Genomic DNA, 12,564 nt, shown 5'->3' with positions numbered 1-12,564 from the left:
CGGCCCCTCCGTCTGTGCGGCCGATGGGAGTCGAACCCACATGGGCAAATGCCCCGAGGCACCTAAAACCTCTGCTTATACCATTCAGCAACGGCCGCCGGCTGTCAGCCATGGTAGCGGGCTAGCTTCGCTGTCGACGTCCACCCCGGCACCACGTGCTCGTGATCGCGTGGCAATTGGGGCACAGCAACCGCAGGTTCTCGCGCCGGTCGTCGCTCCACTCCCCGTTGATGTGGTCGACCTCCAAGGTCATGGGCCTGCCGAGCCATTCGGGGCCGATACCGCACTCCGCGCACTTCTCGGGTTCACCCACTTCCGCGAGCGCCCGGCGTAATAGGTGCGTTCTCGTCCGACGTGCGCCGTCGTGCCGGATCAGGATGTCTTCGGCGCTCCTGAGCGGTGTGGTGCCCGGCCCGCCGCGCTGGTGCGCCTGGCCCAAGAAGTGGGAGGTGTCCAGACCGGCCTCGGTCACCCAGCAGCGGAGCCGGGCGCGTGACCTGGTGCTGTAGGGCTCCATCCCCAGAGCGCGGAGTACGCCTGCCAGACTGGTCGCTTCCTCGACGGCTCGGCGCAGGTCGTCGACGGCCGGCCTGCCGGGGGTCGTTCTCGCTCGCCCCTTGCGCAGCATGTGGGACACGTCGATCCCGAAGTGATCGAAGCGGCGAAAGAGATGGCGACGTAGTTGGCCATAGGCCCGTGTGCCGAAGAAGGCGATGACCTCCTCGATGTCGGAGCACTGCGCCGCCGCTTCCTCCAGCCGCTCCCGGGTGTACCGCACACCGGTGCTCACGAGGTGCGACCTTTGCCGCGGCCCCGGTAACTGTCCGTTGTCGAGTGGCAGTTGGGGCACAGGAACCGCAGGTTCTCGATGCGGTTGTCGCGCCAGTTGCCGTTGATGTGGTCGACCTCCAGGGGGAGCGGCTGCCCTCGCCACATCGCGTCCGTACCGCACATGGCGCATCGCCCCGGTACGCCGGTGGTCGTCATCGCCCACTTGAGCCGATCGCTCGGGATGCGTCGAGCCTGGCCGGTCTGCTGCTCGACGAGCAGGCCTTCTGTCGTTCGGGGACGCCATGCCTTGCCCCGCTGGGTGGGCACCTGGAAGTGCGAGATGTCGATGCCGTACGCCTTGATCCGGCGGCTGATGTGCGTATGGTGCCCGCCGACGACCTCAAGCCCGAGATGTCGAAGGACCTCGCACATGTTGGTCGAGGCCGTGACGGCCTCCTGGAGGATCTCCCGCGTCCACTTCGCACCCTCCCGCTCGAAGTGCGAGACATCCACCCCCAGGTTCTTCATCCGATCGAAGACATACCGTCGCGTCGAGCTCTTCGGATCCACCCCCAGCTTCCCCAACGCCTCCGACAGCGTCCGTGCCCCCCGAGCCGCCTCCTCCAGCCGCTCCTTTGTGTAGATGCTTGCCCCCATCGAACCCCTCCGTTCCGGTCATCTGTTCGCGACCTCGTACGGAGTAACGAGCCGATAGTCGGACAGTTGCTTCCGGAATGTGGAACGGCCCGTACCGGTGACGTGGTACGGGCCGTTCTCGGGCGACGAGGGGGAAAGGCTCAGATGCCCAGGTCCTTGATGATCTTGGCTACGTGGCCTGTGGCTCGGACGTTGTAGAGGGCGTGTTCGACCTTGCCCTCCTCGTCGATGATGATCGTGGAGCGGATGACGCCCAGGTAGGTCTTGCCGTAGTTCTTCTTCTCGCCGAACGCGGCGTAGGCGTCCAGGACCGTCTTCTCGGGGTCGCCGAGAAGGGTGACCTTCAGGGACTCCTTCTCGCGGAACTTGGCGAGTTTCTCGGGCTTGTCGGGGGAGATGCCGATGACGTCGTACCCGGCGTCCGCGAGGAGCTCCAGGTTGTCGGTGAAGTCGCAGGCCTGCTTGGTGCAGCCGGGGGTCAGGGCGGCCGGGTAGAAGTAGACGATGACCTTGCGGCCCTTGTGGTCGGACAGGGACACCTCGTTGCCGTCGGCGTCCGGGAGGGTGAAGGCGGGGGCCACGTCCCCGGGCTGGAGTCGCTCGCTCATCGGTCCAGCGTAATGGCGGGCCCTGGCGGTGCTCCGCCGGGTGGAGCTGACAGACTGTCCATATTCAAGGGATTCAGGGACAACCGACTACGGGAGGCCGCGCGGTGGCGGAGAGCTCGGACATCAGGACCCCGGCCGAGATCGAGGCGGACATCAAGCGCCGCCGCGACAGTCTCGCCGAGACGCTCGACGAGATCGGCGTCCGGGTGCACCCCAGGACCATCGTGGGCGACGCCAAGGCCAAGGTCGTCTCCAACATCGACCACACCCTCGGCGCGGCGTACGTCTCCGTCAACCGGGTGGTCAGCGACGTCAGGGGCCAGTTCGTCGACGAGGACGGCGCGCCCCGGGTCGAGCGCATCGTGCCCGTCGCCCTCGCGGTCGTCGCCGTCGTCGGGCTCCTCGCCCTCGGCACTCGGCGTCGTCGGGCCTGACGGGGACAGGTAGGTTCGGGGTGTGAGCGAGAAGACCCAGCACGACAAGTTGCCCATCCGGATGCTGCACGACCGTGTGCTCGTGCGGCAGGACACCGCCGAGGGCGAGCGGCGTTCCGGTGGCGGCATCCTGATCCCCGCGACGGCTGCCGTCGGCCGGCGTCTCGCCTGGGCCGAGGTCGTCGCGGTCGGCCAGAACGTCCGCACCGTCGAGCCCGGCGACCGGGTCCTCTACGACCCCGAGGACCGCGCCGAGGTCGAGGTCAGGGGCGTTGCGTACGTCCTGATGCGGGAGCGCGATCTGCACGCCGTGGCGGCGGACCGGTTCGAGGGGTCGGAGGATTCCACCGGCCTGTATCTGTGACCTGCTATCTCAGACGTGTATCTCTGATTCGCAGGCGATAAGAGGCGGTGGGGGCTGGTGACCATGGTCACCAGCCCCCACCGCCTTGTGCTTGCTACCTTTGAGGCACCCGACGAGACGCGCCGTACCGGGCCAAGAGAAAGACCAAGGAAAAGACGACGCACCCCCGATTCCGCGTATGGATCATGGAGGTGCCCCATGGCCTGGGTTCTGCTCGTCGTCGCCGGACTGCTCGAGGTCGGCTGGTCGATCGGGATGAAGTACACCGACGGATTCACCCGGCCGTTGCCCAGTGTGCTGACTGGTGCCGGCATCGTCGCCAGCATGCTGCTGCTGTCCTACGCCGCCCGCACCCTGCCCATCGGCACGGCGTACGGCGTGTGGGTGGGCATCGGCGCGGCCGGGGCGGCGGTGTTCGGCATGGTGTGGCTGGGGGAGCCGGCCACCGCCGCCCGGATCTTCTTCGTGTGTCTGCTGCTCGTGGCCGTGGTGGGGTTGAAGGCCACCTCCGGCCACTGAGCGGCCGCGGCTATCCGAAGGGCCCCACCGAGGTATCGCCCTCCGAGGTCCCTCCGCCCTCCGTGACTCCTCCGTCGCCTGTGGCGCCGCCGTCCGACGCTCCTCCGTCGGCCGTGGCTCCTCCGCCGTTCGCGGCCCCGCCGTCGGCGGTGGCGCCTCCGTCGGCTGTCGCGCCGCCGTCCGTCGCCGTGCCGCCCGTGGCGGACGCGCCGCCGTCGGTCGTGGGCGTGCCGCCGTCGGTGGCTCCGCCGTCGGTGCCGCCGCTGTCCGTCGGGTCGCTGGTCTCCTCGCCGCCCGTGGGTTCGTCGGTCTCCTCGTCGCCGGTGGCGCTCGGCTCGTCGGCCGGGGTGCTGGGCGGGGTGATCACGACGTCCGCGCCGACCTGGAGGTCGAGGTCGAACTCCTTGACCTTCTTGCCCTTCAGGGCGGCCTTGGTGAACTGCGCCCAGATCTCGGTGGGCGCCCCACCGCCGTTGATACGGGGCAGGCCCATCGCGCCGTAGAGCGGCTTGTGGGCGCCCGTCTTGGGGTCCTGGCCCATCACGGAGACGACGGTGGCGAGGTCGGGGGTGTAGCCCGCGAACCAGGCCGCCTTGTCCTCCTCGGCGGTGCCGGTCTTGCCTGCGACCGGGTGGCCGGAGGCCTGCGCGGCGGTGGCGGTGCCGCTCTGGACGACGCTCTGCAGGATGGAGGTGGTGGTGTCGGCGGCCTTGCGACTGACGGCCTGCGTGGACTCCGTCGTCGGGAGCTTGACGACCTCGCCGTCCTTGCTGATCTTCTCGATCATCGTGTACGTGCCGTGCTTGCCGTGGTTGGCCAGCGTGGCGTACGCCTCCGTCATGTCGAGGACGCTCGCGGTGGCGGTGCCCAGGGCGATGGACGGGTACGGGTTCATGTCCGGGGTGTTCTTGGGCAGCCCGAGGTCGATCGCGGTCTTCTCGACCTTCTCGGGGCCGACGTCCACGGCCATCTGCGCGTACACCGAGTTCACCGAGCTCTGGGTGGCCTGGCGGACGGAGATGTTGCCGTAGTTGACGTAGTCCTCGTTCTCGGGGTCGTACACCGGGCCGGGCCAGCCCTCCACGGGGCGCTTGTTGGTGCCGTCGTAGACCGTGTTCGGGGTGATCGCCTGTCCGCTCTGGGTGTTGGAGGCGTTCTCCACGGCGGAGGTGAACACGAACGGCTTGAAGGTGGAGCCGACCTGGAAGTCGCGGCGGGTCGCGTTGTTGACGTACTGCTTGGTGTAGTCGATGCCGCCGTACATCGCGATGACCTTGCCGGTCTTCGGGTCGATGGAGACACCGCCGGCGCGGACGTAGTTGTCGACCTTGCGGTTCTTCTTGTCGAGCTTGTCCATCAGCTGGTCGTCGACGGCCTTGATGAAGGCGTTCTGCATCTTGGGCTGGATGGTGGTGGTGATGCGGTAGCCACCGCCGTTCTCCAGCGCCTCCTCGTCGATGATCTTGTGGTCGTAGAGGTACGACTTGATGGCCTCGACGAGGTAGCCGCGCTGGCCGGAGAAGGCGGTCGAGGTGGTGTTCTGCTTCGGCATCGGGAACTTGGCGCCGGTCCGCTCGGACTGCTTGAGCCAGCCCTCCTTGACCATGCCGTCGAGGACGTAGTTCCAGCGGGCGACCGCCGCGCCCTTGTTCTCGGGGTGGGCGACGACGTCGTACATGCTCGGCGCGTTGACGAGGGCGGCGAGGTAGGCGCCCTGCTCGGCGGTGAGTTCGTCGGCGTCCACGCCGTAGTAGGCCTGGGCGGCGGCCTGGATGCCGTAGGCGTTGCGGCCGAAGAAGCTGGTGTTGAGGTAGCCCTCCAGGATCTCGTCCTTGGTGACCTCGCGGTCCAGCTTGATCGCGATGAAGAACTCCTTCACCTTGCGGGTGACGGTCTGGTCCTGGGCCAGGTAGTAGTTCTTCACGTACTGCTGGGTGATGGTGGAGCCGGACTGCTTGCCCTTGCCGGTCGCGGTGTTCCAGCCGGCCCGGATCATGGCCTTGATGTCGATGGCCGGCTCGGAGTAGAAGTCGCGGTCCTCGGCGGCCAGTACGGCGTGCTGGGCGGCCTTGGAGACCTTCGACAGCGGGACGTTCTCGCGGTTGACCTCGCCGTCGCGGGCGATCTGGGTGCCGTCCGCGTACAGGTAGACGTTGGACTGCTTGGTCGCGAAGGCGTTCGCCTTGGGAATGTGGACCAGGTTGTAGCCCAGCACGAAGGCGCCGACGATCAGCATGAGGCCGACCACGAAGGCGCCGAGCACCATGCGCCAGGTGGGGATCAGCCGTTTGAAGCCGGTGCGCTTGGGGCGCTTGGGCTTCTTGCCCTTGCCGCCGCCCGCGGGGGCCGGGGTGATGTCGGGCACGGCGGCGGGCGCGGCGGCGGAGGCGGCCGCGGGGGCGCCCTTGGGGGCGGCCTTGTCTGTGGAGATGACGCCGAGTGCCTGCGTGGGCGTGTCGGTGACGGGCCGGGCGGCGGAGGGGGCCGGCTTCCGGGCGGCCGGGGTGATCCCCAGGGTGGTGGTGGGGGTGTCGTCAGCGGCGGGACCGGCTGCCGCGCCGGGGGTACGGGGGGTGCGGGCGCCGGTGGACTTGGTGTCGGAGGCTGCGGCGGTGTTGCGACCGTGGGGCCCGGCGGCCTGGTTGCCACCGGAGGCCCCAGCGGCACCGGAGGCCCCAGCGGCACCGGCTGCACCGGGTGCACCCGCGGCTCCGGCTGCACCCGCGGCTCCGGTGAGACCGGCGGCCTTGGCGGCGCGGGCCGCGCGGGCGGCCCGCGCGGCGCGGGCGTCCGGCACGCCGTCCGCCTTGTCCGCCTTGTCGTCGCGCCCGGCGTCCCGTGCGCCGGGGGAGCCCCCGCCGCGCACGCTGCCGGGCTGGTCGCCACGGGCTCCGGAGGGCTGGTCGCCACGGGTTCCTGAGGGCTGGCCGTCCTGAGTGCCTGCGGGTCGTCCGTTCCGACCGCCGGCCTGCTGCCCGCCCCGGGGCCCGGTGGAGCTGCCGCCGGACGGCGACGCGGACTCAGCCCGCGACGACCGGCCGCCGGGCGCACCGGACGTGCCACCGGCCGCACCTGACGTGCCGCTGGGCGCCGAGCCGGGTGCAGTTGAACCGTTCTTACCGCCGGACTGGCCGCCGGACTGACCCACGGGCCGACCGCCGGAGGCCGCACCGGACGCACCGCCGGAGGCCGCACCGGCCGGACCGCCCGAAGCCGCACCGGACCTGCCGTCGGGCGCTGCCTGCGGCTCTCCGCCGGAGGCAGCCCCCGGCCGCCCACCCTGCCGCGCGTCGCGCGTGGAGCCGGACCGTCCGCCGGAGGCCGCGTCGGGCCTCCCGCCTTCACCGGAAGCGCCGGAACCGCCGGAAGCACCGGAAGGCGTGTGGGGCCGTCCGGTGGGTGCCGCGTCGGGCCTGCCGTTGCCGGAAGCCGGGCCGGAACGGGTGTCCGAGGCCCGGGCAGGGGTGCCGTCGGGGGACGCGGAGGGTGCTCCGGGGCGGGCGTCGGGCGTTGCCGGAGGCTTCCCCGTCGGCTGCCCGTCGGACGCGGCTCCCTGGCCGGAGGCCGGGCCGGCGTTGCCGGTGGGCGTATTGCTGGCGGCGTCGGCGCCGGACCCCGGAGGTGTGCCCGGAGTGCGTCGCTCCGGGTCTCTCGGTGCCCAGCCCGGGCCGTTCCGCTTCGGCTGCGGCTCGTCGCTCATCGTGCTGCCGTGCTCCTGTTTCCGCGTCGTACGTTCATTTCCGTACGGACTCGTACGCTTTGCGCCCACTCCGGGCCGGTTCTGCGCCCCTGAGTGAAGACTCTCGTACCGTGCGATCCGTTCCCGGATCGCGGCACGTGCCCCGCACGCCCCATGGGAGCCACCGTCCGCCCCACGATCCGCCCCGAAAACGCGTGGCGGACCGCTCCGGCCGCGGACTAGGCTTCTTCGCTTCGGCCCGAATCGGTCCAGGCCTCGGCCTTTCGCCTAACTCTTCGCAGCGGATGGGGGTTTCCTCGTGGGCACAGGGCGGTTGTACGCCGCCGTCGCCGCCGGTGGTTTCAGGCGGTACGCGACATATCGGGTGGCCACCGCCGCGGGGGTGTTCACCAACACCGTCTTCGGCTTCATCCTCGCATACACCTACATGGCCCTCTGGCACGAGAAGCCCCACCTCGGTGGCTACGACCAGGCGCAGGCCCTCACCTATGTATGGGTCGGCCAGGCCATGTTCGCGGTCATGGTGCTGGGAAGCGTCGGCTTCGAGGAGGAGTTGATCGAGCGGATCCGGACCGGCGACATCGCGGTCGACCTGTACCGGCCCGTCGACCTCCAGCTGTGGTGGCTCGCCGCCGACATGGGCCGCGCCCTGTTCCAGCTGCTGGGACGCGGTGTCGTGCCCATGGTGTGCGGCGCCTTATTCTTCGACCTGGCCCTGCCCTCCGGCCCGCTGCCCTGGCTCGCCTGTCTCGTCGCGGTCGCCCTCGGCGCGCTCGTCAGCTTCGCGATCCGTTACATCGTCGCGCTGTGGGCCTTCTGGCTCCTGGACGGCGCCGGAGCGATGCAGATCACCTGGCTCACCGGAGTCTTCTTCTCCGGGATGCTCCTCCCGCTGAACGTCTTCCCCGGCGCGCTCGGCGACCTCGCCCGCGCCCTGCCCTGGTCCGCGCTGCTGCAGGCCCCGGCGGACGTGCTGCTGGGCGAGGCCGACCCGTGGGGGACGTACGCCTTCCAGCTCGCCTGGGCCGCGGTCCTGCTCGCGGTCGGCCGGCTGATCCAGTCGGCGGCGACCCGGAAGGTGGTGGTCCAGGGTGGCTGACGTGGACGAGCGCGCCGTCACGGGCGCCGAGCGCGAGAACCCGTTCGCCGAGTACGGGACGTACAGCCGCGTACGGGACGGCCTGCGCGCCTACCGCATGATCGCCGCCATGTGGATCCGCTCCACCATGGCCTACCGTGCCTCGTTCGCCATGACGACCTTCGGGAACTTCGCGGCGACGTCCTTCGACTTCGTCGCGATCCTGCTGATGTTCTCCCAGGTCGACGAGTTGGGCGGGTTCTCCCTGCCCGAGATCGCCCTGCTCTACGGCACCTCCGCCGTCGCCTTCGGACTCGCCGACCTGATGATCGGCTCGATGGACCGGCTGGGGCGGAGGGTGCGCGACGGCACGCTCGACACCCTTCTCGTGCGCCCCGTGCCGGTGCTCGCCCAGGTGGCCGCCGACAAGTTCGCGCTGCGCCGCCTCGGCCGGATCACCCAGGGGCTGTTCGTCCTCGGCTACGCCCTCGCCACGCTCGACATCGCGTGGACCCCGGCCAAGGTGCTGATGATCCCGCTGATGGTGGGCAGCGGAGGGATGATCTTCGCGGCGGTGTTCGTCGGCGGCGCGGCCTTCCAGTTCGTCGCGCAGGACGCCTCCGAGGTGCAGAACGCCTTCACGTACGGCGGCGCGACCCTCCTGCAGTACCCGCCGGCCCTCTTCGCCAAGGACCTGCTGCGCGGGGTGACCTTCGTCCTGCCGCTCGCCTTCGTCAACTGGGTGCCCGGACTGTACGTCCTGGGCCGCCCCTACCCCCTCGACCTGCCGACCTGGCTGGCCTTCGCGCCCCCGCTGGTCGGGGTGGCCTGCTGTGCGCTGGCGGGAGTGGCCTGGCGGGCGGGGCTGCGTTCATATCGGAGTACAGGGAGCTGAGCGTGGCAGACAACGCAGTGGTGAAAGACAGCGCTTCGGTGACGGACAGTGCGTTCATCGAACTCGACCGCGTCGAGAAGGTCTTCGACGTCCGCAGGAAGACCGGGTTCCTGCGCCGGGAACGGCGTGAGGTGCGGGCGGTCGACTCGATCTCGTTCACGGTGGCGCGGGGCGAGATGGTCGGCTACATCGGGCCGAACGGTGCCGGGAAGTCGACCACCATCAAGATGTTGACGGGCATCCTGACGCCGAGCGGGGGCCGGCTGCGGGTCGCCGGCATCGACCCCTCCCGGGAACGGACGCGGCTGGCCCGGCGGATCGGCGTGGTGTTCGGACAGCGGACGACCCTGTGGTGGGACCTCCCCCTCATCGACTCGTACGCGCTGACGCACCGCATGTACCGCATCCCGGACGCCCGTTACCGCGAGAACCTCGACCGCTGTGTCGAACTCCTCGAACTGGGCGACCTGTTGGACGTGCCCGTACGGCAGCTGTCGCTCGGGCAGCGGATGCGCGGGGACATCGCGGCCGCCCTGCTGCACGACCCCGAGGTGCTGTACCTGGACGAGCCGACGATCGGGCTCGACGTCATCAGCAAGGCCAAGGTCCGCGCGTTCCTCAAGGACCTCAACACCGAGCGGGGCACGACCGTGCTGCTCACCACGCACGACCTCCAGGACATCGAGCAGCTGTGCCGCCGGGTGATGGTCATCGACCACGGGCGCCTGATGTACGACGGCCCCCTGACCGGGCTGCACGAGGTGGGCGAGAGCGAGCGGACGCTCGTCGTCGACCTGGAGCGGGAGCTGCCGCCGATCGAGGCCGCGCCCGCCCGGGTGGTACGGGTGGAGGGGCCCCGGCAGTGGCTGGCGTTCCCGGCGTCGGAGTCGGCGGCCCCGCTGGTGGCCCGGATCGCGTCCGCGTATCCGCTGGTGGACCTCTCCGTGCGGGAACCGGACATCGAGGCCGTGATCGCCCAGATGTACGCGCAGCAGGCAGAGCGGGTCGGGGAACAGGCGGGGGAACAGGTGGCGGGACGGGTGGGGGAGCCGGGGTCGGCCGTGTCGTAGCCCCCCGTACGGGGTTCCTCGTAGGCTGATTCGTATGACGGACGACCTGCCGGATCTTCCGGCCGCCGCGGATCTTCGTGCCTCCGACGCCGATCGTGAACGAGTCTCCGAGCAACTACGGGACGCCCTCGCGGAGGGGCGGCTCGACATGGAGGAGTTCGAGGAGCGGCTGGACGCGACGTACAAGGCACGGACGTACGGGGAGTTGGCGCCGATCACCCGGGACCTGCCCGGTGCGGGGGCCGTGGCGCCGCCGGCCGTCGTGCCGCCGCCGTCCGTGTCTTTGGTCAAGGGGCCCGCCGAGAACGCGAGTTGGCCGGAGCGGATCGTCGGGGGCGACGGGTCGTCCACCTGGGGTGTGGCGGTCATGTCCGGGTTCGAGCGCAAGGGGCGGTGGACCGTGCCCGCGCGGTTCGACTGCGTCGCGTTCTGGGGCGGCGGCGAACTGGACCTGCGGGACGCGTACTTCGCGGAGCGCGAGGTCGTCATCAACTGCGTGGCCATCATGGGCGGGATCAATGTGATCGTGCCGCCGGGGGTCGAGGTCGTGGTCCGGGGCATCGGGATCATGGGCGGTTTCGACCACAGTGAGGAGGGGGTGCCCGGGGAGCCGGGCGCTCCGCGCGTGGTGCTCACCGGGTTCGCGTTCTGGGGCGGGGGCGGGGTGGAGCGGAAGGTTCCCAAGGCCGAGCGGCAGCGGTTGAAGGAGGCGCGGCGGCAGGAGCGGTTGGAGCGCCGTGAAGCCCGGCGCGAGTTGCACGCGTCGCATCGCGATCACGCGCGGGAGATGCGCGACGCGCATCGGGAGGCGATGGAGCAGGTGCGGGACGCTGTGCGGGACGAGCGGGAGCGGCGGCGGGGAAGAGGGAGGGGGCATTAGGGCGGCTGCCGGGTGCGGGTGCGTCGTGGTTGCTCGCGCCGTTCCCCGCGCCCCTGAGAGATGCGCCGTTCCCCGCGCCCCTTTCGGGGCGCTCCCCTGAACCGGGACGACCATCACAGCTTCGCCGGTGCCGACCCCTTCAGCTGCTCCAGGTCGAAGACTTCCGCCATGCGCTCGTAGCCCTTGTCGCTGGGGTGCAGGTGGTCGCCCGAGTCGTAGTCGGGGCGGAGGGCGCGGGGGTCGTAGGGGTCGCGCAGGGCCTTGTCGAAGTCGACGTAGGCGTCGAAGACGTTGCCCGAGCGGATGGTGGCGTTGACGGCCTGGCGGACGGACTCGCGCTGGTCGGAGTAGCCGCGGTGGCCGTGGAACGGCATGAGCGTGGCGCCGACGACGCGCAGGCCGCGCGCGTGGGCCTGGTCGACGAGCCGGCGCAGGCCGTCGGTGATGGCCTGGGGGTCGGCGCGGCCGGGGTTCCTCAGGATGTCGTTGACGCCGAGGTCGATGACGACCGCCTTGACGCCCGTACGGGTGAGCACGTCGCGCTGGAAGCGGTTGAGGCCGCTGGGGTTGTCGGCGGGCCGTCCGTTGCCGTCGGTCAGGACGCGGTTGCCGCTGATGCCCTCGTTGACGACGCTGTAGCGGGGCGTGTCGGAGGAGCCGGCGGCCGCGCGGATGCGGCCGGAGAGGACGTCCGTCCAGCGCCGGTTCTCGTTCACGGTGGAGGTGATGCCGTCGGTGAGCGAGTCGCCGAGGACCACGACCGTGCCCTCGGAGTCGTTGCTCAGCACGTCCAGCGCGGTGACGTACCGCCAGTGCAGTGACTGCGTGGTGTACGGCTCGCCGGTGACGTCCGCGACCCGGTCGCCCTCGGCGGTGTAGGAGATCTGCCGGGCGTGCGCGTGGTAGGTCGCCGGGCCGGACGGGGTCGGCGAGTAGGTGGTGATCAGTACGTCGCTGTCCTGCGGGATCGGCACCCGTACGGCGTCGCTGACCACCTGTCGGCCGGCCGCGATGACGACGGTCGGGTTGCCGGCGAAGGTGAGGCGGCGCATGGTCTCGGCCGCCGCGGCCGGGGTGTCCGACGAGGCGGCGACGGCGAGCGAGGCGTGGGTGATGGTCAGCGGCTGCTGGCCGTAGAGGTTGGACAGGGTGACGCGGGCACTCGTACCGGCGGCGGTCGTGTGCACCACGTTGCGCACCGAGTGGCCGGCGAAGCCGTTCCGCTCGGTGCCCGCCTCCGACCCGCTCGGTGAGGCGGCCCACGCGCCGACCCAGACGCCGGTGGAGGCGGGGGCGGCGCTGTTGTGGGGCGCGCGGGCGAACGTCTCCTGGCGCTGGGAGCCGTCGTCGATGCCGACGCCGACGTATATCGCGGCCGAGATCGCCACGATCAGGGCGGCGACGGCTGCCAGCAGTGCATAACCGTGCTGCTTGGTCATGCGGTGTGTAACTCCTCGGGCTGTGGAGCCCCGAGGCTCCGATGTGATCACCCCATGATGCGTCATGGGATGGGGGTTGCTTGCGAGAACCCCCATCGGTTCCCCCGCTCGGACAGACGCGGGGAACTCCTGTTTCGTTCCGGGAGTAG

At 70.5% G+C, this 12,564-nt stretch carries 12 protein-coding genes, 1 tRNA gene and 1 riboswitch; of the genes, 7 read left to right on the top strand and 6 right to left on the bottom strand.

Annotated features, from left to right (window positions below; genetic code table 11):
• Window positions 1-15: 15 nt before the first annotated feature.
• From L3078_RS17565 to bcp, 4 genes are all read right to left on the bottom strand, one after another.
• A tRNA-Leu gene (locus L3078_RS17565) sits at window positions 16-98 on the bottom strand.
• A 23-nt stretch (window positions 99-121) separates the two neighbouring features.
• Complete coding sequence (locus tag L3078_RS17560; protein WP_239754750.1) at window positions 122-790, bottom strand: HNH endonuclease signature motif containing protein; 669 nt, start codon at window positions 788-790, stop codon at window positions 122-124.
• Entirely contained in the window at window positions 787-1,428 is a 642-nt protein-coding gene (locus L3078_RS17555) for an HNH endonuclease signature motif containing protein (protein WP_239754748.1), read from the bottom strand. The genes L3078_RS17560 and L3078_RS17555 overlap by 4 nt, the downstream gene beginning before the upstream one ends.
• A 140-nt stretch (window positions 1,429-1,568) precedes the next feature.
• On the bottom strand, window positions 1,569-2,036 hold the full coding sequence (gene bcp / locus L3078_RS17550) for a thioredoxin-dependent thiol peroxidase (RefSeq protein ID WP_239754747.1): 468 nt from the start codon (window positions 2,034-2,036) through the stop codon (window positions 1,569-1,571).
• Between the two features lie 104 nt (window positions 2,037-2,140).
• On the opposite strand from bcp, the gene L3078_RS17545 reads away from it, so the two are divergent.
• The 3 genes from L3078_RS17545 to L3078_RS17535 all read left to right on the top strand — a co-directional run bounded on the left by L3078_RS17545 (window position 2,141) and on the right by L3078_RS17535 (window position 3,353).
• Window positions 2,141-2,470, top strand: coding sequence for a DUF3618 domain-containing protein (locus L3078_RS17545; protein WP_239754746.1), 330 nt, complete (start codon window positions 2,141-2,143; stop codon window positions 2,468-2,470).
• A gap of 22 nt (window positions 2,471-2,492) precedes the next feature.
• On the top strand, window positions 2,493-2,834 hold the full coding sequence (locus L3078_RS17540; RefSeq protein WP_033525031.1) for a GroES family chaperonin: 342 nt from the start codon (window positions 2,493-2,495) through the stop codon (window positions 2,832-2,834).
• 88 nt (window positions 2,835-2,922) lie between these two features.
• Window positions 2,923-2,999, top strand: a riboswitch (guanidine-III (ykkC-III) riboswitch).
• Window positions 3,000-3,032: 33 nt separating this feature from the next.
• Window positions 3,033-3,353: a DMT family transporter gene (locus L3078_RS17535; protein WP_045560647.1), complete on the top strand. Its 321-nt coding sequence runs from the start codon at window positions 3,033-3,035 to the stop codon at window positions 3,351-3,353.
• A gap of 10 nt (window positions 3,354-3,363) precedes the next feature.
• Here L3078_RS17535 and L3078_RS17530 read toward each other — a convergent pair whose 3' ends face one another.
• Window positions 3,364-5,619: a transglycosylase domain-containing protein gene (locus L3078_RS17530; RefSeq protein WP_420864172.1), complete on the bottom strand. Its 2,256-nt coding sequence runs from the start codon at window positions 5,617-5,619 to the stop codon at window positions 3,364-3,366.
• Window positions 5,620-7,351: 1,732 nt separating this feature from the next.
• On the opposite strand from L3078_RS17530, the gene L3078_RS17525 reads away from it, so the two are divergent.
• From L3078_RS17525 to L3078_RS17510, 4 genes are read left to right on the top strand one after another with little or no spacing between them, the layout of a single operon-like run.
• Entirely contained in the window at window positions 7,352-8,152 is an 801-nt protein-coding gene (locus L3078_RS17525) for an ABC transporter permease (RefSeq protein WP_239754745.1), read from the top strand.
• A complete protein-coding gene (locus L3078_RS17520; RefSeq protein WP_239754744.1) occupies window positions 8,145-9,026 on the top strand; it encodes an ABC transporter permease in 882 nt (293 codons plus the stop codon). The genes L3078_RS17525 and L3078_RS17520 overlap by 8 nt, the downstream gene beginning before the upstream one ends.
• A 38-nt stretch (window positions 9,027-9,064) precedes the next feature.
• On the top strand, window positions 9,065-10,096 hold the full coding sequence (locus L3078_RS17515; RefSeq protein ID WP_239760358.1) for an ABC transporter ATP-binding protein: 1,032 nt from the start codon (window positions 9,065-9,067) through the stop codon (window positions 10,094-10,096).
• 34 nt (window positions 10,097-10,130) lie between these two features.
• Window positions 10,131-10,976 carry a DUF1707 SHOCT-like domain-containing protein gene (locus L3078_RS17510; protein WP_239754743.1) on the top strand — a complete coding sequence of 282 codons (846 nt, stop codon included), beginning with the start codon at window positions 10,131-10,133 and terminating at the stop codon, window positions 10,974-10,976.
• A gap of 113 nt (window positions 10,977-11,089) precedes the next feature.
• Here L3078_RS17510 and L3078_RS17505 read toward each other — a convergent pair whose 3' ends face one another.
• Complete coding sequence (locus L3078_RS17505) at window positions 11,090-12,415, bottom strand: SGNH/GDSL hydrolase family protein (protein ID WP_239754742.1); 1,326 nt, start codon at window positions 12,413-12,415, stop codon at window positions 11,090-11,092.
• Window positions 12,416-12,564 lie beyond the last annotated feature (149 nt).

It is taken from the genome of Streptomyces deccanensis (genome assembly GCF_022385335.1).
Lineage (GTDB): Bacteria > Actinomycetota > Actinomycetes > Streptomycetales > Streptomycetaceae > Streptomyces > Streptomyces deccanensis.
Note: the sequence above shows the minus strand (reverse complement) of the source record. Positions and strands in the feature narration are given on the sequence as shown.

What these genes read in the sequence shown, in the direction of transcription:
- bcp (WP_239754747.1), bottom strand. Translation starts at nt 2,036, where the DNA reads ATGAGCGAGCGACTCCAGCCCGGGGACGTGGCCCCCGCCTTCACCCTC.
- L3078_RS17510 (WP_239754743.1), top strand. Translation starts at nt 10,131, where the DNA reads ATGACGGACGACCTGCCGGATCTTCCGGCCGCCGCGGATCTTCGTGCC.
- L3078_RS17505 (WP_239754742.1), bottom strand. Translation starts at nt 12,415, where the DNA reads ATGACCAAGCAGCACGGTTATGCACTGCTGGCAGCCGTCGCCGCCCTG.
- L3078_RS17530 (WP_420864172.1), bottom strand. Translation starts at nt 5,619, where the DNA reads ATGGTGCTCGGCGCCTTCGTGGTCGGCCTCATGCTGATCGTCGGCGCC.
- L3078_RS17535 (WP_045560647.1), top strand. Translation starts at nt 3,033, where the DNA reads ATGGCCTGGGTTCTGCTCGTCGTCGCCGGACTGCTCGAGGTCGGCTGG.
- L3078_RS17555 (WP_239754748.1), bottom strand. Translation starts at nt 1,428, where the DNA reads ATGGGGGCAAGCATCTACACAAAGGAGCGGCTGGAGGAGGCGGCTCGG.